The sequence below is a fragment of the Arthrobacter sp. NPDC093125 genome, assembly GCF_044754225.1.
In the GTDB taxonomy this organism is placed as follows: domain Bacteria; phylum Actinomycetota; class Actinomycetes; order Actinomycetales; family Micrococcaceae; genus Arthrobacter.
In genome coordinates, this window is the sequence record NZ_JBIVOQ010000002.1 from 76,345 (window position 1) to 99,000 (window position 22,656).

At 64.9% G+C, this 22,656-nt stretch carries 18 protein-coding genes and 2 tRNA genes; 14 read left to right on the top strand and 6 right to left on the bottom strand.

Annotated features, from left to right (window positions below):
• Positions 1-67: 67 nt before the first annotated feature.
• The 4 genes from ilvC to ilvD form a co-directional block, all read right to left on the bottom strand.
• Positions 68-1,093: a ketol-acid reductoisomerase gene (gene ilvC / locus ACIP9X_RS04845; RefSeq protein WP_400478605.1), complete on the bottom strand. Its 1,026-nt coding sequence runs from the start codon at positions 1,091-1,093 to the stop codon at positions 68-70.
• 72 nt (positions 1,094-1,165) lie between these two features.
• Positions 1,166-1,678 carry an acetolactate synthase small subunit gene (ilvN, locus tag ACIP9X_RS04850; protein WP_055796055.1) on the bottom strand — a complete coding sequence of 171 codons (513 nt, stop codon included), beginning with the start codon at positions 1,676-1,678 and terminating at the stop codon, positions 1,166-1,168.
• A 2-nt stretch (positions 1,679-1,680) separates the two neighbouring features.
• Positions 1,681-3,579, bottom strand: a complete 1,899-nt coding sequence (locus ACIP9X_RS04855; protein ID WP_400478606.1) for an acetolactate synthase large subunit — start codon at positions 3,577-3,579, stop codon at positions 1,681-1,683.
• Between the two features lie 444 nt (positions 3,580-4,023).
• A complete protein-coding gene (gene ilvD / locus ACIP9X_RS04860; RefSeq protein ID WP_400478607.1) occupies positions 4,024-5,745 on the bottom strand; it encodes a dihydroxy-acid dehydratase in 1,722 nt (573 codons plus the stop codon).
• A 203-nt stretch (positions 5,746-5,948) separates the two neighbouring features.
• On the opposite strand from ilvD, the gene ACIP9X_RS04865 reads away from it, so the two are divergent.
• From ACIP9X_RS04865 to ACIP9X_RS04880, 4 genes are all read left to right on the top strand, one after another.
• Entirely contained in the window at positions 5,949-6,956 is a 1,008-nt protein-coding gene (locus ACIP9X_RS04865) for a hypothetical protein (RefSeq protein ID WP_400478608.1), read from the top strand.
• Positions 6,957-7,013: 57 nt separating this feature from the next.
• Positions 7,014-8,252, top strand: coding sequence for a PQQ-dependent sugar dehydrogenase (locus ACIP9X_RS04870; RefSeq protein WP_400478609.1), 1,239 nt, complete (start codon positions 7,014-7,016; stop codon positions 8,250-8,252).
• Positions 8,253-8,369: 117 nt separating this feature from the next.
• Positions 8,370-8,445: transfer RNA gene (locus ACIP9X_RS04875), tRNA-Lys, on the top strand.
• Between the two features lie 265 nt (positions 8,446-8,710).
• Complete coding sequence (locus ACIP9X_RS04880; protein ID WP_400478610.1) at positions 8,711-9,472, top strand: hypothetical protein; 762 nt, start codon at positions 8,711-8,713, stop codon at positions 9,470-9,472.
• 20 nt (positions 9,473-9,492) lie between these two features.
• Here ACIP9X_RS04880 and ACIP9X_RS04885 read toward each other — a convergent pair whose 3' ends face one another.
• Positions 9,493-10,440, bottom strand: a complete 948-nt coding sequence (locus tag ACIP9X_RS04885; protein ID WP_400478611.1) for an alpha/beta fold hydrolase — start codon at positions 10,438-10,440, stop codon at positions 9,493-9,495.
• A 628-nt stretch (positions 10,441-11,068) separates the two neighbouring features.
• Between ACIP9X_RS04885 and ACIP9X_RS04890 the strand changes: the two genes are divergently transcribed.
• The gene (locus ACIP9X_RS04890) at positions 11,069-11,227 is read left to right on the top strand and encodes a hypothetical protein (protein WP_400478612.1); all 159 of its coding nucleotides are present in this window, start codon (positions 11,069-11,071) and stop codon (positions 11,225-11,227) included.
• Positions 11,228-11,296: 69 nt separating this feature from the next.
• Here ACIP9X_RS04890 and ACIP9X_RS04895 read toward each other — a convergent pair whose 3' ends face one another.
• A complete protein-coding gene (locus tag ACIP9X_RS04895; protein WP_400479040.1) occupies positions 11,297-11,779 on the bottom strand; it encodes a MarR family winged helix-turn-helix transcriptional regulator in 483 nt (160 codons plus the stop codon).
• A 96-nt stretch (positions 11,780-11,875) separates the two neighbouring features.
• On the opposite strand from ACIP9X_RS04895, the gene bcp reads away from it, so the two are divergent.
• From bcp to ACIP9X_RS04940, 9 genes are all read left to right on the top strand, one after another.
• Positions 11,876-12,358, top strand: coding sequence for a thioredoxin-dependent thiol peroxidase (gene bcp / locus ACIP9X_RS04900; RefSeq protein ID WP_400478613.1), 483 nt, complete (start codon positions 11,876-11,878; stop codon positions 12,356-12,358).
• Positions 12,359-12,538: 180 nt separating this feature from the next.
• A tRNA-Leu gene (locus ACIP9X_RS04905) sits at positions 12,539-12,623 on the top strand.
• 323 nt (positions 12,624-12,946) lie between these two features.
• Positions 12,947-13,618: a fasciclin domain-containing protein gene (locus ACIP9X_RS04910; RefSeq protein WP_400478614.1), complete on the top strand. Its 672-nt coding sequence runs from the start codon at positions 12,947-12,949 to the stop codon at positions 13,616-13,618.
• A gap of 201 nt (positions 13,619-13,819) precedes the next feature.
• Positions 13,820-15,484 (top strand): ABC transporter substrate-binding protein, encoded by a 1,665-nt coding sequence (locus tag ACIP9X_RS04915; RefSeq protein WP_400478615.1) that lies wholly within the window; start codon positions 13,820-13,822, stop codon positions 15,482-15,484.
• 78 nt (positions 15,485-15,562) lie between these two features.
• Entirely contained in the window at positions 15,563-17,068 is a 1,506-nt protein-coding gene (locus ACIP9X_RS04920) for a malate:quinone oxidoreductase (RefSeq protein WP_400478616.1), read from the top strand.
• Between the two features lie 69 nt (positions 17,069-17,137).
• Positions 17,138-20,356 (top strand): efflux RND transporter permease subunit, encoded by a 3,219-nt coding sequence (locus ACIP9X_RS04925; RefSeq protein ID WP_400478617.1) that lies wholly within the window; start codon positions 17,138-17,140, stop codon positions 20,354-20,356.
• Positions 20,357-20,554: 198 nt separating this feature from the next.
• The gene (locus ACIP9X_RS04930) at positions 20,555-20,860 is read left to right on the top strand and encodes a hypothetical protein (RefSeq protein WP_400478618.1); all 306 of its coding nucleotides are present in this window, start codon (positions 20,555-20,557) and stop codon (positions 20,858-20,860) included.
• Between the two features lie 164 nt (positions 20,861-21,024).
• A complete protein-coding gene (locus ACIP9X_RS04935; RefSeq protein WP_400478619.1) occupies positions 21,025-22,167 on the top strand; it encodes an LLM class flavin-dependent oxidoreductase in 1,143 nt (380 codons plus the stop codon).
• Positions 22,167-22,631 carry a MarR family winged helix-turn-helix transcriptional regulator gene (locus ACIP9X_RS04940; protein ID WP_400478620.1) on the top strand — a complete coding sequence of 155 codons (465 nt, stop codon included), beginning with the start codon at positions 22,167-22,169 and terminating at the stop codon, positions 22,629-22,631. Before ACIP9X_RS04935 ends, ACIP9X_RS04940 begins: the two co-directional genes overlap by 1 nt.
• Positions 22,632-22,656 lie beyond the last annotated feature (25 nt).

Here is a 22,656-nt window from a genome sequence, read left to right on the forward strand (position 1 = left end):
ATTGTTAAGTGTGAACCCGGCCTCACTGTCGCGCTTGAACGCTGTTGCGCTCGAACGGCGCGGAGCCTTAGCGGGCTGCCGAGCCCTCTACGTAGTCCTCGTCCTGCTGCTGCCAGGAGAACAGGGAGCGCAGTTCGCGGCCGACACCCTCGATCGGGTGCTGCTCAGCCTTGGCACGCAGCTCCTTGAACTCGACGCCGCCGTTGTCCTGGTCCTCGATGAAGCGCTTGGCGAAGGCACCGGACTGGACGTCGGCGAGGACGGCCTTCATGTTTTCCTTCACCTCGGGGGTGATGACGCGCGGGCCGGAGACGTAGTCGCCGTATTCAGCGGTGTCGGAAACGCTCCAGCGCTGCTTGGCGATGCCGCCTTCCCACATGAGGTCAACGATGAGCTTGAGCTCGTGCAGCACCTCGAAGTAGGCAATCTGCGGCTGGTAGCCGGCCTCGGTCAGGGTCTCGAAGCCGTACTGGACCAGCTGGGAAACACCGCCGCACAGGACAGCCTGCTCGCCGAAGAGGTCGGTTTCGGTCTCTTCGGTGAAGGTGGTCTTGATGACACCGGCGCGGGTGCCGCCGATGGCCTTGGCGTAGGACTTGGCCAGCTCCCAGGCGGAGCCGGTGGCGTCCTGCTCAACGGCGATGATGTCGGGGATGCCGCGGCCCGCTTCGAACTCGCGGCGCACGGTGTGGCCGGGGGCCTTCGGGGCGACCAAGATGACGTCAACGCCTTCCGGTGCCTCGATGTAGCCGAAACGGATGTTGAAGCCGTGGGCGAAGGCCAGGGCCTTGCCGGGGGTCAGCTTGTCCTTGATGGAGTCGTTGAAGATCGAGCGCTGGTACTGGTCCGGCGCAAGGATCATGATGACGTCGGCCCATTCGGCGGCGTCGGCAACGTTCTTGACCGTGAAGCCTGCGTCCTGCGCCTTGGCGGTGGAGGGCGAGCCTTCCTTGAGGGCGATGACAACCTCGACGCCGGAATCGCGCAGGTTCAGCGCGTGGGCGTGGCCCTGGGAGCCGTAGCCCACAATGGCAACCTTGCGGCCCTGGATGATCGACAGGTCTGCGTCGTCGTCGTAGAACATTTCAGTCACTTGCGTAACTCCTCTTGAGTGGATTTCTTGTAGATAGGTGTCTGTGGTGCTGCGGTTAGGGCGGAGCGTCCGCTAGGCGGAACGCAAAGCCCGATCACTCATGGAGCGGGATCCCCGTCCAACGGCCAGGGTGCCGGACTGCACAATTTCGCGGATCCCGAAAGGCTCCAGCACTGACAGCAGCGCCGTGAGCTTTTCCGGGTGGCCGGTTGCTTCGATGACGACGGAATCTGTGGAGACGTCAACCACTGAAGCGCGGAACAGGTCTGCAGCCTGGGTCACCTGCAGACGAGTTGCGGCATCCGCGCGTACCTTGACCAGGATGTGGTCGCGCTGCACGGAAGATTCGGAAGTCAGTTCAACAATCTTGATCACGTTGACCAGCTTGTTCAACTGTTTGGTGACCTGTTCAATCAGGTCGCCGTCGGCGTCGACGACGACGGTCATCCGGGACATGCCCGGAACTTCCGTCGGGCCTACGGCCAGGGAGTTGATGTTGAAGGCACGGCGGGCGAAAAGGCTCGCCACGCGGGTCAGCACACCGGGTTTGTCTTCGACCAGAACGGACAGTGTATGGCGGCTCATGATCAGTCCTCCTCTTCCCATTCCGGGGTCATATTGCGGGCAACCTGGATCTGGTCGTTGCTGACCCCGGCGGGCACCATCGGCCACACCATGGAGTCGGGGCTGACCACGAAGTCGATGACCACAGGCCGGTCATTGATCTCCAGTGCCTTCTGGATGGTGGCATCGATGTCTTCCACGCGGTCGCAGCGGAAGGACGCGCAGCCGTAGGCCTCACCCAGTTTCACGAAGTCCGGGATCCGGATGGTCTCGTGGCCGGTGTTCAGGTCAGTGTTCGAGTAGCGCCCCTCGTAGAACAGGGTCTGCCACTGCCGCACCATGCCGAGCGAGGAGTTGTTGATGACAGCAACCTTGATCGGGATGTTGTTGATGGCGCAGGTGGCCAGTTCCTGGTTGGTCATCTGGAAGCAGCCGTCACCGTCGATGGCCCAGACCACGCGGTCCGGCTCCCCCACCTTGGCGCCCATGGCGGCGGGAACCGCGTAGCCCATGGTGCCGGCGCCGCCGGAGTTCAGCCAGGCGTGGGGGCGCTCGTACTTGATGAACTGCGCTGCCCACATCTGGTGCTGGCCGACGCCGGCGACGTACACGCCCTCGGGCCCGGTGAGAGCACCGATGCGCTCGATGACGCGCTGCGGGGCTGTAAGCCCGTCCTCCGGCTCGGTCCAGCCCAGGGGGTAGGTGTCCTTGAGGTTGTTCAGGAAAGCCCACCAGTTGGCCAGGTCCGGCGTGCCCGACGCGCCGAACTGGGTGCGGACGGCGTCGGTCAGTTCCGGAATGATTTCCTTGACCGAGCCGACGATCGGGACATCGGCCGTGCGGTTCTTGGAGATCTCGGCCGGGTCGATGTCGGCGTGGATCACCTTGGCGTTGGGGGCGAAGGTGCTCAGGACGCCGGTGACCCGGTCATCGAAGCGGGCGCCCAGCGTGATGAGGAGGTCCGACTGCTGCAGGGCCGTCACGGCCGAGACGGTGCCATGCATGCCGGGCATGCCGACGTGCTGGGGGTGGGAGTCCGGGAAGACGCCGCGGGCCATGAGGGTGGTCACCACGGGGGCGCCCGTCAGTTCGGCCAGTTCACGCAGTTCAGCGGACGCGTGGGCCTTGACCACACCGCCGCCGACGTACAGCACCGGCTTGCTGGCTGCGGCGATCAGCTTCGCGGCTTCGCGCACCTGCTTGTTATGGCCGCGGACCACGGGCCGGTAGCCGGGCAGGTCGATCTTCGGCGGCCAGGAGAAGGTCATCTGGCCCTGCTGGGCGTCCTTTGCCACGTCCACCAGGACAGGACCGGGCCGGCCGGTGGAAGCGAGGTGGAAGGCCTCTGCCATGACGTGGGGAATGTCGTTGGGGTCGGTCACCAGGAACGAGTGCTTGGTGATCGGCATGGTGATGCCGACGATGTCCGCCTCCTGGAAGGCGTCGGTGCCGATGACTCCGCTGGACACCTGGCCCGTGATGGCCACGAGCGGGACGGAGTCCATGTGGGCATCCATGATGGCGGTAACGAGATTGGTGGCGCCGGGGCCCGAGGTGGCGATGCAGACGCCCACCCGCCCGGTAACCATGGCGTAGCCTTGCGCGGCGTGGCCGGCTCCCTGTTCGTGACGGACCAGAACGTGGTTCATTTTGGAGGCCATCAAGGGGTCATAGGTGGGCAGGATCGCGCCACCGGGCAAACCGAAAATATCGTCGACGCCGAGTTCTTCGAGCGAGCGGACAATAGCTTGCGAGCCGGTCATCACCGTTGGGGGTACAACGTTGTTCGGCCCAAGGACAGGAGAGGCGGTCGCAGCAGTGTCGACGCCAGTTTCCGCCGGCTTGTCGACGCGTTCCGGAGCCTTGGCTCCAGCGGACTTTGTAGCCATCAGCGAGGGGCTGATGGGCGATCCTTTGCTCATCGAACTCTTCCTTATTGGATCTTGAATTGGGCGGTGCTAAATCTAACTGAACGTGCTGCCTCGCCGGAAAATAAAAAAACCCCTCAGCCTGGCGGCTTTTCGAGGGGTTGCGCGTGACAGTTCGTTACCAGTCGGGCTATGGAGCCACGCGCTTGGTAAGTACGACGACTGCATTTGCAGCGGCGCGGCTGGTAACGAGTGCGATCATGCGTTCAGTGTTCCCTCTAAGTGAGATACGTGTCAACGAGCACGGCCCGCGTCTCACACTGTGGACTTCATTGTCCACGAATTGATCCCTCCCTAAGGGATCGAACCGAACCCGCCCGCTATAGGCGGCAGGAAGGCTCCTGCCCCGAGAGAGTGGCGCGGACGCCGTTCGCTCGGGGCACCTCGGAGCTTCCTTGTTATGCCCTGCCGCCTGAGCGGTAGACCATAGGGAGTGTGTTACCCGCAGTACGCGCCGGTGGAGGCGCTGTGCACCAACTTGGCGTACTTGGCCAGCACGCCCTTGGTGAACTTGGCCGGGAGCGGTGCCCAGCCTTCCTTGCGGGCTTCGAGTTCTGCTTCATCAACGAGCAGGTCGAAGCTGCGGGCGGCGATGTCCACGCGGATGCGGTCGCCGTCCTTGACGAAGGCGATGGGGCCGCCGTCGACCGCTTCGGGGGCGACGTGGCCGATGCACAGCCCGGTAGTGCCGCCGGAGAAGCGACCATCGGTGAGCAACAGGACATCCTTACCCAGGCCGGCACCCTTGATGGCGCCGGTGATGGCGAGCATCTCGCGCATGCCCGGTCCACCCTTGGGGCCTTCGTAGCGGATGACCACGACGTCGCCCTTCTGGATTTGGCCATTGTCCAGCGCGTCCAGGGCGCCCTGCTCGCGCTCGAACACGCGCGCAGTGCCCTCGAAGACCTCGGCGTCGAAGCCGGCGGTCTTCACGACGGCACCTTCCGGAGCCATGGAGCCGTGCAGGATGGTGATGCCGCCGGTCTTATGGATCGGGTTGTCCAGCGCGCGCAGGATCTTGCCGTCGACGTCCGGCGGATTGATGGCCTCGAGGTTTTCCGCAACCGTCTTGCCCGTGACGGTGAGGCAGTCGCCGTGCAGCAGGCCGGCGTCGAGCAGCGCCTTCATGATCACCGGCACGCCGCCGATCTTGTCGACGTCGGTCATGACGTAACGGCCGAACGGCTTCAGGTCGCCCAGGTGCGGGATCTTGTCGCCGATGCGGTTGAAGTCATCCAGGGTAAGTTCGACCTCTGCCTCGCGGGCGATTGCCAGCAGGTGCAGGACGGCGTTGGTGGAGCCGCCGAAAGCCATGGTGACGGCGATCGCGTTCTCGAAGGCCTTCTTGGTCATGATGTCGCGGGCCGTAATGCCCTCGCGCAGCAGGTTGACCACCGCTTCGCCGGACTTGCGCGCAAATTCGTCACGACGGCGGTCTGCCGAGGGCGGAGCCGCGGAGCCGGGCAGGGACATGCCCATGGCCTCGCCGATGCAGGCCATGGTGTTGGCGGTGTACATGCCGCCACAGGCGCCTTCGCCGGGACAGATGGCCTTCTCGATGCGGGTGAGGTCTTCCATGCTCATCCTGCCTGCGGCGCAGGCGCCCACGGCCTCGAAGGCGTCGATGAGGGTGACTTCCTTTTCGGAGCCGTCCTCCAGCTTGACCCAGCCGGGCATGATAGACCCGGCGTACAGGAACACACTGGCGAGGTCCAGGCGCGCGGCGGCCATAAGCATGCCCGGGAGCGACTTGTCGCAGCCGGCCAGCAGCACGGAGCCGTCGATGCGCTCGGCCTGCATGACGGTTTCGACGGAGTCGGCGATGACTTCGCGCGAGACGAGGGAGAAGTGCATGCCCTCGTGGCCCATGGAAATGCCGTCAGAGACGGAGATGGTGCCGAACTGCATCGGAAAGCCGCCGCCTGCGTGCACGCCTTCCTTGGCCCCCTGTGCAAGCCGGTTCAACGAAAGGTTGCAGGGGGTGATTTCGTTCCATGAGCTCGCGACGCCGATCTGCGGCTTGGCGAAGTCATCATCGCCCATGCCGACGGCCCGGAACATTCCACGCGCCGGAGCCGCGTGAATGCCGTCGGTGACAATCCGGCTCCGGGGCTTGATGTCAGGCTTGTTGTCGGTTGCGATCAGGGTGTCCTCACTCATGGATCAAAGTCTATGACTCCTGAAAGGCTGCCAACGACCGGCACCGGCCCTTTTGGCCCAATTCGTGCAAAAACTTGCTCAAATGCTGGACTTTCGTCTCATATAGTGAAACTGCACCCCATTGACGAGCCTAGACAGCCCTATTGACAGCGACGTAACGTCAAGCAACGGCAACCTCGCGTTTTCGACAGAAGGGCTTTGCTATGGAGTGGATCATCTGGGTCATCGTCATCGTAGTTATCATTGCGGTCGTTTGGTGGCTCTTAAATCGCAATTCGGGCGATACAGCCGGAACCCGCGATGCGGCCGGAACGGACCAGGTAACCTCCACTTCCCCATCGGAAACAGAATCAGCTGCCCCCTCCCAGCCAGAGGCAGCTGCCGTGTCGGGACCAAGCGCAGCTTTCCCCTCCGGAGCAGGCACGACTGATCGGCAGCCCGCGCCCCTGTCCGGCGAAGCCCCGGCCCGGCAAGGGTCGTCCGCAGCCGGCCAGATTAACCCGGAGGATCAGGAGCCGGACATCGAATCATGGGACGCCGCCACCCCGCGTCCCGTTGCCGGCACACAGGGCCCCTCGGCCGGCGACGTCGACGACTGGGACGACGAGGAAGACAAAGCCGAGTGGGAGACGCAGTGGTCCGAGACCGAAGCTGACCACCACACCGGGACGGGACCGGCTGCCGCGAACCGGCCGGCCGAGCCCTTCCCGTCCGCCGCCGCCACGGCCGCTCCTCCGGCCGCCCGGACCGCGCCTGCGACGCCCGTGCACCACGCCGAGTACACCGACCCTCATGCCCCCACTTTGCCCGGCGCCGAGTCCGCTGCGGCTGAGGCTCTTGACGCTGACGCAGAAACCCGGCAGCGAATGCAGTCGTCCGCGGCCACCGAGGAAGGGGCAAGTCACGACGCAGAGCCGGTCGGCCACCAGGAGACCGCTGGCGGAGGTGATCGGCCGGCTTTCGGCGGCCATGACGGCAGCCAGCCGGCCGTTGACGCAATGGCCGGCCAGCCCTACGGTGACGGTTCCGCTGCCCCGGCAGCCGATGGCAGTGGCCCCGACGGCTATACGGTCAAGGCTGACGCAGGGTCAATGACCTACTACGACGAGGACAATCCGGGTTATGCCGATGCCCGCGCGGAAGTCTGGTTCCTCTCCCCTGCGCACGCGGAAGCTGCGGGTTTCCGCGCTCCACGCCGCACCAGGCGCTGAGACTCACGGCTGACGGGCAGCAGCCAGTCCCGGGCGGAGCAAGGATGGAGCAGGAGCATGGGAAACGGGTCCACCAACGGAAGCGTTGATTTCTGGCGGACTCCCCGGCGGGGTCCTGCAATCGCGCGTACGTGCGCAGCGGGCCTGACGCTGGTACTTGTGCTGGCTGGCTGCACCGCCACCAACGGCAACGCCGGCCCGACTGCCGTAACCGGCGGTGAAACCGGGGTGACGAGCGCCCGCCCCAGCACGGCCGCACCTTCCGTTTCGACCCCCGCGACTACTGGAAGCCCGCGCCAAACGTCCCCCAGTGCTCCTGTTGCTGCAGGTGAGCCCAAGGTCCGCACGACCATTGAAGGGCTGCAGCTGCCGTGGTCAACAGTGTTCCTTCCGGACGGCACCGCCGTGATCAGCGAACGGGACAGCGCCCTCCTCAAGTCCGTGCGGAACGGCAGGATCAGCACCATCGGCAGCGTTCCGGACGTTGTTCCCGGCGGGGAAGGGGGACTCATGGGCCTGGCCCTGTCCCCCGACTTTGCCACCGACAGATTCCTGTACGCCTACTACACGGCGGCCGAGGACAACAGGATCGCGCGCCTTCGGCTGGAGGAAGCCGGAACAGAATCCGAGAGCGGCCTCCGGCTGGGGACGCCCGAGGTCATCTTCCCCGGGATCTCCAAGGCCTCCACACACAACGGCGGCAGGATCCGCTTCGGCCCGGACGGCTTCCTCTACGTGGGGACCGGGGATTCGCAGCGCCGCGAACAGCCCCAGGACCGGAACGCCCTGGGCGGCAAGATCCTCCGGCTAACCAAGGACGGGAAGCCCGCACCGGGCAATCCTTTCCCCGGCAATCCCGTCTACAGCCTGGGCCACCGCAACGTCCAAGGCCTTGCGTGGGACAGCGCCGGCCGCCTCTGGGCCAGCGAATTCGGCCCGGAGGTCAACGACGAACTCAACCTGATCCAGGCTGGCGGGAACTACGGCTGGCCCGAAGTCACCGGCGCACCCGGCCGCGGGGGGTTCATCGACGCCAAAGTGGTGTGGCCTTCAACCGCAGAATCATCACCGAGCGGCATGGAGATCGTTGGTTCCACAGCCTTCCTCGGCGCCCTCCGCGGGCGGCGGGTCTGGAGCGTGCCGCTTGATGGCGAAAATGCCGGCACTCCTGTGGGCTATTTCACAGGGCAGCATGGCCGGATCCGGAGCGTTTCCCTGGCTCCAAACGGGGAACTTTGGACCCTTACCAACAACCAAAACCCTGATTCTGTGCTGATTTTGAGCCTGTCCGGCTGAACTCACCCACCGCGGCTGCCCCCGATTTCACACCGGCGAAAAGTTCGTGTAGAGTTTCATGTCGTTGCGGAGGTCAACGCGGGAAACAAAAGCCCACGGTTGAACGAAACAGCAGCTGCACCTCTAGCTCAATTGGCAGAGCAATTGACTCTTAATCAATGGGTTCCGGGTTCAAGTCCCGGGGGGTGCACCACAAAGAAGGCCCTGACCAACGGAAACGTTCGGTCAGGGCCTTTTTGCTGTCCTCCGCCGCGGCCCTGCGAAAAGGGGCTCCTAGCCCCTGCCGGGAACCACGCGCACAATGGACTTCATCCTTCTCTTGGTGGTGAATGATGGCCTTAGCGATTGTGGTTGGCTGCTCCGTACTATTGCTGCTCGGACTCTTCCTGGTGGCCCGCTGGGGTTCATGGCGGTTGAAAGCTCCCGCGACGTCGGGGACACAGCGTTCCGGAAACGGCTTGGACGATTCCGAGGCCCGAAACGAGGCCAAGCTGCGCGCGCTTCACCGCTACTTCTGGTGGGCGAACGTGGCCAGTTTCGCTGCCCTCGTCTCCGCTTTGCTGGCCGGGTGGCCCGGCGGCCGGCTGGCCATGCGGGTGCTCGCCTTCACGTCGCCGGACTCGGCACAGGGCAGGCTGACAGAAGCTCAGGCTAACGTTGGATTTCCAACTCTTGAGGGCTCGATGGCCCTGCTGCTGTTTGGCGGATTGCCCGCGGGGTACCTTGCGGCGATCCTGTACGCCACACTCCACCGCTGGCTGCCGGCGGGGCGGCTCGGCGGTCCTGTCTTCGGTGTCATCCTGCTGCTCTGGCTCGGCGCCGTACTTGACCCCCTGCGGCCGGACAACATCGATTTCAACATCGTGGGGCCTGGCTGGCTCTCGGTCGCACTTTTCGCCGGCCTCTCGGTCCTGCATGGCGCCCTAACGGTTGCCGCCGCGGGTTGGTTTAGCAACCGGCTCCCGCTGTGGTCCGATAAGGCGGCCCGGTATTACCTGCCTCTGTTGCTCGGCTCCGTCCTCTTTCCGCCGGCGGCCGTTGCCGTGGGTCTGGGCGCCCTGCTGATCCTCATCTGGATGACCGTCTTTCCCGCCCGGGCACCCGCACGCCGTCGCCGCCTCCCTACCTGGGCGGGCGCGGCAGCCATCACAGCCGTATCCGCCGCAGTTCTTCCGGGCTTTATTGCGGCAGCTGTTTCCATCGCCTCCCGTCCTGGCTGACGGGGCGCCGTATCCCGTTCCTATAGTCGAGCGGCTATCTCCGCCACAGAGCGGGTGAGGGCGGCCATGGATTCGGGTCCACCGTGCCCTTCGTTCTCGATGATGATGAGGCGGCTGCTGCTCCAGCGTCGATGCAGCTTCCACGGCGTAACGGACGGGCTGCTGATGTCTCTGCGTCCATGGATGAGATATCCCGGAATCCCATTGAGTTCGTGCGCGCGGGGCATGATTTCCAGTCCATTCCGGAGAAAACCGTCGTTGGACCAGTAGTGCGTCACCAAAATTGCAAACGTCATCCGCTCCCGTTCGTCATCGAACAGGGGACCTGGCTGCCATAAAGGGTCAAGCGAAACATGCGATGATTCCCATCGGTCCCAGTCCAGAGCTGCTGTTCGGGCGTCATCCCGGTCGTCGCCAGCCAGGCGGCGGGCATAAGCATCAATCAGGCGTTCACCGGGCTTGCAGTTGGCTGCTTTCGCGAAGTCATCCCATGCTTCCGGGAAGATCCTCCCCACGTCCTCTGTGATCCACCGGACCTCTTCACGACTGGATGTTGTGACCGCCACCAAGGCAATGCCCAGAACCCTGTGAGGATATTGCAGCGAATATGCCAGTGCTAGTGTGCTGCCCCAGGAGGCGCCCGTGACGATCCACTTCTCTATGCCGAGGTGCCGGCGCACGGCTTCAATATCTGCAATCAGTGCCTGCGTGGTATTCGCAGACAGGCGGCTCAGGTCGTCCTGTACAGCGGGGGTGCTCCGGCCGCAACCCCGCTGGTCGAGACCGATGGTCCAATAACGGGAAGGGTCATGTCGCTTGCGGTAGCCTCCCTTGCCGAGCGATGCACCGGGGCCCCCGTGAAGGAACAGCACAGGCACCCCTGACCGGTTACCTGAGGCCTCCCAGTAGATACGTGCGCCCGGTACTTCTGCCCAACCGCAACTCATGTCAGCACTTTTCCCCGTCATGCCACCCACCATAGGAGATGAGCTGCTCCGGCAGCCCCAAGACGTGGCCCAGAACTAGAATGGCGGCATGGGGGTGGGGCAGACGGTGAGGGAGCGGGACCGGTTCGGTCTGCGCCGGGAGAACCCCGATATGTGCGTCCTGCCATACCCGAATCCATCTACCGCTCCCCCGACGGGAGACCTTCGTTACAGGAAAGCGGGCAGGGAGGCCCCGGCTCCGTCCTCCCGGACCGGCTGCTTTCGGCACGAGTCCAAGCTGCGCCAATTCCCTGGCGGATGGCCCCTTGGCCGCGGCGCAGAGGCCGAACCTTGTAAAAACCATGGATACGCCAGTGCCTGCCCCTCATTCAAGGGGTGGCATCCCCGGCCGGCCATCAGGTAGCCCGGGCGTTTCACAGTGTGCGGGTTGCAGACTGATGGAGTCCCTGAAGCTGATGGTAGCCGCGAACCGTCACTTCAGAAGTGCCGGGTCCGGAACGCATTCCCTCCGAGGCGCCCCGGATCCGGCGGACAGCCTTCATCAGTGTGTCAGGACCCGGTGCCGGCAAACCCGTGCTCCGCCAGGGCCGAATCCGGCTGCTGCGTGTCCTTCCCGGTCTGGGGAGCCGGCAACGCATATCTTCTTAAGATGGGTGAGGAACACACCGGAGAGTTGACCGGGCAGATATCGATCAATGAGCTGCTCATAGCCATGGGCGAAGAGCCGGTGGTCAGCATGATGGATCTGGTGGTTCCGGATGATGCTTCATCCATTACAGATGAGCCGCCCACGTTGCCCGGCCTCTAACATGCAGCGTGGTCAGTAATGGAACGCAACCAGTAGGCGGCGCCAAGACAGGCCCGGTCCACAGGGCCCCTACTCGAATGAGCGGGCCTCGACGGCAAGGCCTGAGTCGACACTGGACACAATCGCGCTGGTTTCCGGCGAGGCAAACCGCGTGGCCAGTTCCCGGACAACGGCCTGCAGCTCCTGGCGGAGGACGTCCGGATCAATGGAGGCAGCGGCAAGCACAGACCGCTCCATGTCTGCGGCAGCTGTGACGGCCTCAGTGCCGCGCTCGGTCAACGAGACAACATGGCTGCGGCGGTCAGAAGTGCTCCGCTGGCGCACAATGTGGCCATGGGCCTCAAGGCGGCTGAGGGTCTTGCCCATGGTTTGGGCCTGGACACGAACCAGCTGCGCCAATTGAGCCTGCGTCATGGGGCCGTTGTTGTAGAGAACCTCAATGGCGATGACACCGGCATGGGTCAGGCCAATGGCCCCCAGCTTTTCATTCCAGGAGTGTTCAACGAGACGTGCCGCCGTGGACAAGAGGCGCCCAGTGGGCCAGCGATCCATATCAGGCATAGCACCAAGTATAGCCAAGTGTGGATTCGTCACTGTGCAGCGGGCTTACTAAGCTGAAATTACCCCCATGAAAACAAGGAGAATACTTTGGCTGAACGACTCAACCCGGGCGACGTGGCCCCGGACTTCACATTGAAGAATTCCGCAGGAGCAGATGTCAGCCTCAGCGACTACCGTGGCCGAAACACCATCGTCTACTTCTATCCGGCCGCCGCCACACCCGGGTGCACCACGCAGGCATGCGACTTCCGGGACAGCCTTTCGTCCCTGCAAGGCGCGGGTTATGAAGTGCTGGGGATCTCACCCGATCCCGCCGGGAAACTTGCATCCTTCGCCGAAAAGGAGGGCCTGACCTTTCCCCTGCTGTCCGACGAAACGCACGCTGTTGCCGAGGCCTACGCCGCCTGGGGCGAGAAGAAGAACTATGGGCGCACCTATGAGGGCCTGATCCGGTCCACAGTCGTCGTGGATCCCGACGGCAAGGTTGCGCTGGCGCAATACAACGTCCGCGCCACAGGTCACGTCGCCAAACTGCGCCGTGACCTGAAGCTGGACCAGGCCGCCAGCTAAGCCAAAGCGGCCAGTAAGCCACAGCATGTGCGCCGAAAGCTGCCGACCGGACGCGCAGCGCCGGGAGGCACGGCTGACTGATGGAATGGCCTGCTGACGGTACAATGGTTGCTGGCTGCCGCCGTCGTGCGTTTCTGCTTGCAGAAACCACAGGTTCCAGTAACCAAAAGGCGGCACCGCGCGCGAGTGGTGAAATTGGCAGACACGCAGGATTTAGGTTCCTGTGCCTTCGGGCGTGGGGGTTCAAGTCCCCCCTTGCGCACCAGATGACGGCGAGGCCGCCGCGGCCAGGATGACAGCTCCAGGCAACAGGGAAAGTCCCGGACCAATCGGTCCGGGACTTTCCCTGTTTTAACCTGCCGCCTGTCCGGGACGCCGTGGCGGCATCCTGCTGATGCAGCGCGTGCAGGGAGTCCCGACACCTCCCAAAAAACTTTTTCGGATTCTCACCCATCCGTCCCGGCCTTGCGGGCGAATGACCAGTGAGACACCAACCAAGGGTCGGTGCCCACAGTCGCAAAAGGTCCAGACACGGGAAGAGGATCGATCCTCTCCGGGCAGCAATCGGCACAAACAAGGAGAATCACAATGCAGTCATTCAAGCGCACCACTTTCAGCGTCGCAGGCGTTGCAGCGGCGGCCCTGCTCAGCCTCACCGCATGCGGCGGCTCGGCGACGACGGCCCCCGCCTCCTCGGCAGCGGCCGAGCCTTCCGCTTCCAGCGCGGCTCCCTCCGCGGCGGCAAGCTCCTCGGCGGCAATGGATCCGGCGGCGAACCTCGCCGGCCCCGGCTGCGCAGCCTACGCCGAGCAGGTCCCCAGCGGTGCAGGATCCGTCTCGGGCATGGCACTTGACCCCGTCGCGGTTGCTGCTTCGAACAACCCGCTCTTGAAGACGCTCACCGCGGCCGTTTCGGGCAAGCTCAACCCGAAGGTCAATCTGGTGGACACCCTCAACGGCAGCGAGTTCACCGTCTTCGCCCCCGTGGATGACGCCTTCGCAAAGGTGCCCGCCGCCACGATCGAAACGCTCAAGAAGGACGATGCCCTGCTGAGCAAGATCCTCACTTACCACGTTGTTCCCGGCCAGGTCACCCCGGACAAGATCGTCGGCACCCACAAGACGGTCCAGGGGGGATCGGTCACCGTGACGGGCACCAAGGATGCGCTGAAGGTCGACGGCGCCAACGTGATCTGCGGCGGCGTCCAGACGGCCAACGCCACCGTCTACCTGGTGGACTCGGTGCTGATGCCGAAGTAGCCACCGCTGCGAGCTCCCGCCGGAGGTTTCTGGGACACGTCCGGCACGGAGATACCGTGGCCCGCACCTTCAGGGGGCGGGCCACGGCTTTGCAGCGCCGGGCGCGGGGCGCCCGTCATTTAGACTGGAAGGCGGGGCCAGCTGACCGCAGCCTCCCACGCCGCAGTCCAGCCCAGAGGTGATAAACGAGTGCCCAGCAGTATGACGCGACGCACGGCCATCAAGTCCGGCGCCGCCCTCCTGGGCCTGACGGTCACCTCCTGCACGGGAGAAGCCGCCCCGCCGCCGTCGTCCGCGGCCCCCGCCACCACCACGGCTGCCGCCCGCAGGCCCACAGCGACGTTCAACTTCGGCACCGCCGCGCACCCCCTGGGCCTTGACCCGGCTCTGGCCAGCGATATCGAATCCCAGCGCGTCACCCGGCAGATCCTCGAAGGGCTGGTCGGCGTTAACCGGACAACGGGTGAGCCGACGCCGCTGCTCGCCACCGAATGGACCGCCTCCCCGGATGGCCGCTCCTATACCTTCTCCCTCCGTCCCGGGGTGAAGTTCCATGACGGCACCCCGTTCAACGCGGACGCCGTCTGCACCAACTTCAGGCGATGGTTCAACTTCCCCGCGGCGCTCCGGCAGCAGGCGCCGGGCACCACTTTCAAGGCCGTCTTCAAGGAACACTCGGACGAACCCGGCCTTTCGGTCTTCAAAGCCTGCACCGCACTCTCGCCGCTGCGGGTGAGGATCGACCTCACGGAGCGGTTCACCGGATTCCTCCAGGCCCTTACACTGCCGGCATTCGCCTTCTCCTCCCCCAAGGCCTTGGCCGCAGGCCGGGCCGATGTCCTGAGCCAGCGCCGAGGCAGCCAGGCGCTGTCCGCCTACGCCAGCCATCCGGTGGGCACCGGACCCTACCGTTTTTCTGCCTGGAACAGCACCGGCGTCAGGCTGGTGACCAACCAGACCTACTGGGGTGACCGCGGCGAGATCGCCACTATCAACTTCATCACGTACAGCCATCCCCAGACCCGGCTCCAGGCGCTGCTCGACAGCAAGATCGACGGCTACGACGCCGTGACGGTCGGGAACTTCGATCCGCTCGTGAAGCGCGGCATGCAAATCATCCAGCGGGACCCCTTCTCGGTGATGTACCTGGGCATGAACCAGGCCGTGCCGGTGCTGGAAGACCTGAAGGTGCGGCAGGCCATCGAAATGGCCATCGACAAGGACACGCTGATCCGCCGCTTCTTCATCGACAACACGGCCCAGGCGTCCCAGTTCGTCCCGCCGAAGCTCAGCGGATTCAACAACAACGCCCCGGCACTCGGCTACGATCCCGCCAAGGCCAAGGAACTGCTCGCCGAGGCCGGATACAAGGGCGAGGCCCTCAGGTTCTACTACCCCATGAATGTCACCCGCCCGTACCTCCCCACACCCGAAAAGGTCTACGCAGAGATCAGCAGGCAGCTCACGGCCGTGGGCCTGATCATCAAGCCGGTCCCCGTCGACTGGGCCGACGGCTACCTGCAGAAGGTCCAGTCCCCGGGAGACCACGCCCTCCACCTGCTGGGCTGGAACGGCTCCTATTCCGACGCCGACAACTTCCTCGGCCCGCTGTTCGGCGAGAAGAACGGGGAGTTCGGGTACCAGGACCCGCAGGTGTTTTCCAAGATCGACCGCGCCCGCGGCCTGCCGGTGGGCGATGAACGCAACGCCCAGTACCAGACCATCAATGCCCAGATCGCCGAGAGCGTGCCGGCTGTCCCCATCGCGTTCCCGATCTCGGCCCTGGCTCTTTCGGACCGCGTCATCAGCTACCCCGCCTCACCGGTCTTAAACGAAGTTTTCACGAACGTCCAACTGAGGCCTTGACGCAAGGGCGCAATTTCAGTTAGTAAGCGGTGCGGGATATTCTGTGACAGCCAGAGCCGCTGCTATCGGAGACTGATTGTGACCTTCATTTCCAAGACCCAACATGCCGACGTCGTCCTGATTGGCGGCGGCATCATGAGCGCAACGCTCGGTGCGTTCATCAAGCAGCTCGAACCCAACTGGACCATTTCCCTGTTCGAGCGCCTCGATGAAGCAGGCCTTGAGAGCTCGGGGCCCTGGAACAACGCCGGCACCGGACACGCGGCCCTGTGTGAGCTTAATTACTCGCCCGCAGCCAAAGACGGCTCGGTCAACCCCGCCAAGGCACTGCACATCAATGAGCAGTTCCAGCTGTCCCGCCAGTTCTGGTCCCACCTCGTGACCAACTCCCTGATCGGATCCCCCAAGAGCTTCATCAACACCGTCCCGCACATGAGCTTCGTGATCGGCGACGACAATACCAACTTCCTCAAGACCCGGTATGAGGCGCTCAAGCAGCACCCGCTGTTCCGCAGCATGGAGTACTCCGAGGACTACGCCCAGATCGGCAAGTGGGCCCCGCTCATCGTCAAGGGCCGTGACCGCAACCAGCGCATCGCCGCGACGCGCGCGGCGGAGGGCACCGACGTCGACTTCGGCGCGCTGACCCGTGAGCTGACCACCTACTTGGGCAACAACGGTGTGGAGATCAACTACGGCCACGACGTCACGGACGTCAAAAAGGCGTCCGACGGCGGCTGGGACCTTTCGCTCAAGCACCCGGCTTCCGGGGAACGCGGCAGCATCCACGCCAAGTTCGTGTTTGTCGGCGCCGGCGGCGGTGCGCTGCACCTGCTGCAGGCCTCCGGCATCCCGGAGAGCAAGGGCTACGGCGGATTCCCCGTCTCCGGCCAGTTCTTCCGGTGCACCGACCAGTCACTCGCGTCCCAGCACAACGCGAAAGTCTACGGCCAGGCCTCCGTCGGGGCGCCGCCCATGTCCGTTCCGCACCTGGACACCCGCTACGTCGGCGGCAAGCGTTCCCTGCTGTTCGGCCCGTATGCCGGGTTCTCCACCAACTTCCTGAAGAACAGCACCTGGCTGGACCTTCCGCTGTCCATCCGTCCCGGCAACATCATCCCGATGCTCGCCGTCGCGAAGGACAACATGGACCTTACGGCCTACCTCGTCAAGGAGGTCGCCAAGCGCCACGGGGCTAAGGTTGACGCACTGCGCGAGTACTACCCCGAAGCCAAGGACGGTGACTGGGAACTTATCACCGCCGGCCAGCGTGTGCAGATCATCAAGAAGGATCCGAAGAAGGGCGGGGTGCTGCAGTTCGGCACCGAGGTGATCGCCGCCCGCGACGGCTCCATCGGTGCCTTGCTCGGCGCTTCGCCGGGCGCGTCCACAGCCGTGCCCATCATGATTGAGCTCCTGCAGAAGTCCTTCCCGAAGAACTTCAAGGGCTGGCAGTCCAAGCTCAAGGAAATGATGCCGGGCTACGGCGTCAAGCTCAACGACAACCCGGACCTCGCCGCGGAACTCGAAAAGGCCACCGCCAAGGCGCTGCAGCTCGACGTGGCACCCGCCGTGCAGCGCTAAAGCCCCCGGCCGGGTTGCGGCAGGCTCCACCCCAGGAAACACTCCGTCAACCCTCCAGGAGACCAAGCGATGTTCCGGCTGGCCAGTCTTTCCCTCGGCAACCGCGCGCTGATCGCGCTGATAACGGTCTTCGCCTCGGTGTTCGGCGTGATCACCATGTCTTCGCTGAAGCAGGAACTCATCCCTTCCGTTGAGTTCCCGCGGATCACGGTGATCACGTCGATGCCGGGGGCATCGCCGGAAGTCGTGGACAAGCAGGTCGGCCGCCCGCTGGAGACGGCGCTGAACAGCGTTGAGGGCCTCGAATCGACGTCGTCGACCTCGCGCAACGGCGTGTCCCAGATCAGCATGGTCTTCACGTACGGGGCCGATCTTGACCGTGCCCGCAACCAGATCGACCGTGCCATCTCCAACGCCAAGCGGGCGCTCCCCGAGGACGTGCAGCCGCAGGCCATCGCAGGCAGCATCAGCGACTTCCCCATCGTGTTCCTGGCTGTCTCCTCGGACAAGCCGCTCAGCGAGCTGAACACCGACCTGCAGCGGCTGACCGTGCCCGCGCTCCAGAAGCTCGACGGCGTCCGCGGCGCCGAAGTGACGGGCGGCGCCGGCCAGCACATCCTGATCCTGCCGGATGCGGCCAAGATGGCCTCCAGCGGGGCGGGCATCCAGTCGATCCGCAACGCGCTGGCCAACAATGGCGGCCTTGTCCCGGCCGGAACCGTTGAGGAGAAAGGCAAGAGCCTGTCCCTTCAAATCGGCAGCCCCGTTGATTCCGTCGCGGCCGTGAAGGCGCTGCCGCTCGGCGGCGCCAAGGACGGCGCCACGATCGAATCCGTGGCTGACGTCAGCATCAAGGACGACGTCAGGACCTCCATCACCCGGACCAACGGCAAGGAAACCCTGGCCGTCTCGGTCACGAAAAAGCCCGAGGGCGACACCGTCGCCATCTCCCACGCCGTCAAGGATTCCCTTCCGCAGCTGGAGGCGGAGCTGGGCTCGAATGCGAAGTTCACGCCCGTCTTCGACCAGGCGCCCTTCATCGAGAAATCGATCAAGGACCTCACCACCGAAGGCCTGCTGGGACTGGGCTTCGCCGTCGCGGTCATCCTTGTGTTCCTGATGTCGGTCCGGTCCACGCTCGTCACGGCCGTATCCATTCCGCTGTCGCTGCTGATCACCTTCATAGGTCTCTCTGCCACCGGCTATTCATTGAACATCCTCACGTTGGGTGCACTCACGATCGCCATCGGCCGCGTGGTGGATGACTCCATCGTGGTGATCGAGAACATCAAACGGCACCTCAGCTACGGCGAGCCCAAACTCACCGCCATTCTGACGTCGATCCGCGAGGTGGCCGGGGCCATCACCGCCTCGACTCTCACCACAGTGGCCGTCTTCCTGCCCATTGCCTTCGTGGGCGACCTCGCCGGCGAGCTCTTCCGCCCCTTCGCACTGACAGTCACCATCGCCCTGCTCTCCTCGCTGCTGGTGTCCCTGACGATCGTCCCGGTCCTGGCCTACTGGTTCCTCAGGTCCCCGGCCGAAACCCGCCGCTCAGGGGAAGCCCCGGTGCCGGCCCGTGAAATTGAGGCCAAGGCGCATGAACGGGAGCAACGCAGCGTCCTGCAGCGCGCTTACGTGCCAGTCCTGGCCGCCACGCAGAAGCGTCCGGCGCTGACGCTGGTCGCCGCCGTGCTGGTCCTGGGCGGCACCGCGGCCATGACCCCGCTGCTGGCCACTGACCTGCTGGGCCGCTCCGGGGAGAACAGCATGACCGTCAAGCAGGAGCTTCCAGCCGGAACGAGCCTGCAGAACACCAGCGTCGCGGCACAGAAGCTTGAAGAGGTCCTGCTCGGGATCGACGGCATCAAGGACGTCCAGGTGACCTCGGGCAACGCGCAGGCCGGCTTCACCGCGCTCACCTCCTCCGGCGCCTCGAACTCCACCTTCACCGTGGTCACCGAGGAGAAGGCCAGCCAGGCGAAGCTGCAGGAGTCGGTGCGCTCGGAGCTGTCCAAGGTCAGCGGGGCGGGCAAGGTTTCCGTGGGTGCCCAGCAGGGCGGCTTCGGCACGTCATCCACTGTGGACATCACGCTCCGGGCAGCCAACTCGGCGGACCTCAGGACGGCCAGTGACACCATAGTGGACGCCATGACCGGAGTGCCGGGGAGCACGGAGGTCTCCACCAACCTTGCTGCCAGCCAGCCGGTGGTCCAGGTCAAGGTGGACCGGGCCAAGGCCGTCGCGGCCGGGCTCAATGAGGAGCAGGTGGCTGGCGTCCTGGCTTCCACCATCAGCCCCGTCCCGGCGGGCACCGTGCGCATCGAAGCGGACGATTTCCCCGTCCGGATCGGTGAAGGCACGCGCTTCAAGAGCGTAGCCGCCGTGCGTGCCATTCCCCTGCCGACCGCGTCAGGCCCGGTGCCGCTGGGCGGCATCGCCGCCGTCGAGCAGGTGGACGTGCCGATCTCCATCACCTCCAGCAACGGCCAGCGCACAGCGCAGGTCTCTGTCACGCCGTCGGGATCCAACCTCGGTGCCGTAAGCGCCGAGGTGCAGAAACGGCTCGCCTCGGTCGACCTTCCGGCCGGAGTCACGGCTGACATCGGCGGTGCCACCGCACAGCAGGCGGAGTCGTTCCGGCAGCTCGGGCTGGCGCTGCTGGCCGCCATTGCCATTGTGTACGTCATCATGGTGGCCACGTTCAAGTCCCTCATCCAGCCGCTGATCCTCCTGGTCTCCGTTCCGTTTGCGGCCACCGGCGCCGTTGCCCTGCTCCTCGTCTCCAGGGTCCCGCTGGGGCTGCCGTCGCTGATCGGCATGCTGATGCTCGTGGGCATCGTGGTCACCAACGCCATCGTGCTGATCGACCTAATCAACCAGTACCGGAAACCCCGGGCGGGCCAGCCGGGCATGAGCGTTGCCGATGCCATCACCCACGGCGCCCGGCAGCGCCTCCGCCCCATCCTGATGACGGCCCTGGCGACCGTGTTTGCGCTGACTCCCATGGCGCTCGGGTTCACGGGCGGGGGCGGGTTCATCTCGCAGCCGCTGGCCATCGTGGTGATTGGCGGCCTGGTGTCCTCCACCGCCCTGACGCTGGTGCTCGTCCCCGTGCTGTACCGCCTCGTGGAGGGGCGCCGGGAGAAGAAGACACTGCTCCGGGAGCTGAAGGAGCGCCCCGGCTTCGCTCCCGCCGACGACGTCGATGCCGAGTTCGCCGACTGGACCACCGGCATGATCCCCAAGGTCAGCGGCCGCCGCGCCGCCCCCGGCGCCCCGGAGTAACCGGTCCCCGCGGGCACCAGCGCCCCGCCCCACCCTTCCCCTGGCGCCCCGCCCCACCCTTCCCCTGGCGCCCCACCCCTCCCAACCCAACTAGGTAGCAGCACAGGCCGTTCCCACCCCTGAGAACGGCCTGTGCTGCTATCCAGATGGAATGGATGCCGGCGGGCCTGTGGATAACCCAATCCTGCCCCCGCGTTTTTGGAACGATGGGGCTACGGTGGCCTTCCCGATGCTGAACTCAACATGCCGGTCGTGCTGGTGACGGGGATCGTCCGCCAACCCGACATCTCCTACCCCGAATACCGAGTGGCTGTGGAGTATGACGGAGAAGGCCATTCCGATCCAGCACAGGTGCTGAGGGATATAAGCCGGGACGAGGATTTCGCCTCCGGGGACTGGATTCTGGTGCGCATCGCCAGGACCCACATGGAAAACGACGCCAGGGCTGCTGTCCGCAAAGTCCGGCTGGCCCTGCTGGCGCGTGGATGGCGCCCAACTGGGTAGCAGTTCAGGCCGTTCCCAGCGCCGGGAGCGACCTGAAGTGCTACCCAGTTGGGGTGGGAATAACTTTCCGTGCAGGACGTTACATCTGGCGATAGATGCAAATGCATCTAAATGGGCTATTCTAGTAACGGGCCCGGAACAGTTCGGACAACGGAAGGCACACCATGCAGATCGGCGTATTCAGCGTCAGCGACATCACCACCGACCCCACCACAGGCCGGACACCCACGGAGAACGAGCGCATCAAGGCTTCCGTAGCGATCGCCAAGAAGGTCGAAGAGATCGGCATGGACGTCTACGCCCTCGGCGAGCACCACAACCGGCCGTTCTTCTCCTCATCCCCCACCACCACACTCGCGTACATCGCGGCACAGACCGAGGGCATCATCCTCTCCACCGCGACCACACTGATCACCACCAACGACCCTGTGAAGATCGCAGAGGACTTCGCCATGCTGCAGCACCTGGCCGACGGCCGGGTGGACCTGGTCCTGGGCCGGGGCAACACGGCGCCCGTCTACCCGTGGTTCGGCAAGAACATCCAGGACGGCGTGGAGCTGGCCATCGAAAACTACAGCCTGCTGCGCCGCCTCTGGGACGAGGACACCGTGAACTGGTCCGGCAAGTTCCGCACCCCGCTGCAGAACTTCACCTCAACCCCTCGCCCGCTCGACGGCGTCGCCCCCTTTGTGTGGCACGGCTCCATCCGCACGCCGCAGATCGCCGAGGTGGCGGCCTACTTCGGAGACGGCTTCTTCGCCAACAACATCTTCTGGCCCAAGGAGCACTACCAGCAGCTCATCGGCCTCTACCGCGAGCGCTACGAGCACTACGGCCACGGCAAGGCCGACCAGGCGATCGTGGGCCTCGGCGGACAGTTCTTCATGCGGAAGAACTCCCAGGACGCGGTACGGGAGTTCCGGCCGTACTTCGACAACGCTCCGGTCTACGGCCACGGACCGTCTTTGGAGGACTTCACCTCACAGACACCGCTGACCGTGGGCAGCCCGCAGGAAGTCATCGAGAAGACCCTCACCTTCCGCGAGTTCTTCGGTGACTACCAGCGCCAGCTGTTCCTGATCGACCACGCCGGCCTGCCCCTGAAGACCGTACTTGAGCAGCTTGACCTTTTCGGTGAGGAAGTCCTGCCGGTGCTGCGCAAGGAGTATGCGGCACGCAAACCGGCCCATGTTCCGGAACCGCCCACCCATGCCGGACGCGTCGCCGCGAAGCTGGCCACCGCCGCTGCGGCAGAAACTGCAGGGTCGGAGGAAACCGCGACGGCGTCCACCGCAAGGGAGGCGTGATGGCCGCCCGCACCGCCCCGGCGGACTCGCCGGTGCGCCTCGCGGCCGAAACGTGGGAATCGCTGTTCCGCGCGCAGGTGGCCGTGATGCGCCGGCTGCAGTCCGGGCCGGCCTTCAAGGACCTGGCCGTGAATGAGTACGACGTGCTGTTCACCCTGTCCCGCTGCCCCTCCGGGTGGCTGCGCCTGAACGAGCTGAACGACAACGTGCTGCTGAGCCAGTCCAGTCTGAGCAGGCTCGTGGAGCGGCTCGCAAAGCGCGGACTGGTGGAGCGGATGCCGGCACCGGATGACGGCCGGGGCGTCCTGGTGAAGCTGACGGACGAAGGGGCGGAGCTGCAAAAGCAGATCGGACGCGAGCACGTCCGGGACATCGCGGCTTTGGTCTCCCCTGCTTTGACTGCAGCAGAACAGCGCGAGCTGCTGAGGCTGACGGAAAAGCTGCGCACCTCGCTGCCGCGCTAGCAGGGCCCCGGCAGCCGGCGGGTCA

Bases quoted from the DNA above. Each gene is read 5' to 3' on its own strand.
- ACIP9X_RS04865 (WP_400478608.1), top strand. From the start codon at position 5,949: ATGGAGTGGATCATCTGGGTCATCGTCATCGTAGTTATCATTGCGGTC.
- ACIP9X_RS04915 (WP_400478615.1), top strand. From the start codon at position 13,820: ATGACGCGACGCACGGCCATCAAGTCCGGCGCCGCCCTCCTGGGCCTG.
- ACIP9X_RS04870 (WP_400478609.1), top strand. From the start codon at position 7,014: ATGGGAAACGGGTCCACCAACGGAAGCGTTGATTTCTGGCGGACTCCC.
- ilvD (WP_400478607.1), bottom strand. From the start codon at position 5,745: ATGAGTGAGGACACCCTGATCGCAACCGACAACAAGCCTGACATCAAG.
- ACIP9X_RS04855 (WP_400478606.1), bottom strand. From the start codon at position 3,579: ATGAGCAAAGGATCGCCCATCAGCCCCTCGCTGATGGCTACAAAGTCC.
- ACIP9X_RS04925 (WP_400478617.1), top strand. From the start codon at position 17,138: ATGTTCCGGCTGGCCAGTCTTTCCCTCGGCAACCGCGCGCTGATCGCG.
- ACIP9X_RS04890 (WP_400478612.1), top strand. From the start codon at position 11,069: ATGGGTGAGGAACACACCGGAGAGTTGACCGGGCAGATATCGATCAAT.
- ACIP9X_RS04910 (WP_400478614.1), top strand. From the start codon at position 12,947: ATGCAGTCATTCAAGCGCACCACTTTCAGCGTCGCAGGCGTTGCAGCG.
- ilvN (WP_055796055.1), bottom strand. From the start codon at position 1,678: ATGAGCCGCCATACACTGTCCGTTCTGGTCGAAGACAAACCCGGTGTG.
- ACIP9X_RS04885 (WP_400478611.1), bottom strand. From the start codon at position 10,440: ATGACGGGGAAAAGTGCTGACATGAGTTGCGGTTGGGCAGAAGTACCG.
- ACIP9X_RS04895 (WP_400479040.1), bottom strand. From the start codon at position 11,779: ATGGATCGCTGGCCCACTGGGCGCCTCTTGTCCACGGCGGCACGTCTC.
- ACIP9X_RS04940 (WP_400478620.1), top strand. From the start codon at position 22,167: ATGGCCGCCCGCACCGCCCCGGCGGACTCGCCGGTGCGCCTCGCGGCC.
- ACIP9X_RS04935 (WP_400478619.1), top strand. From the start codon at position 21,025: ATGCAGATCGGCGTATTCAGCGTCAGCGACATCACCACCGACCCCACC.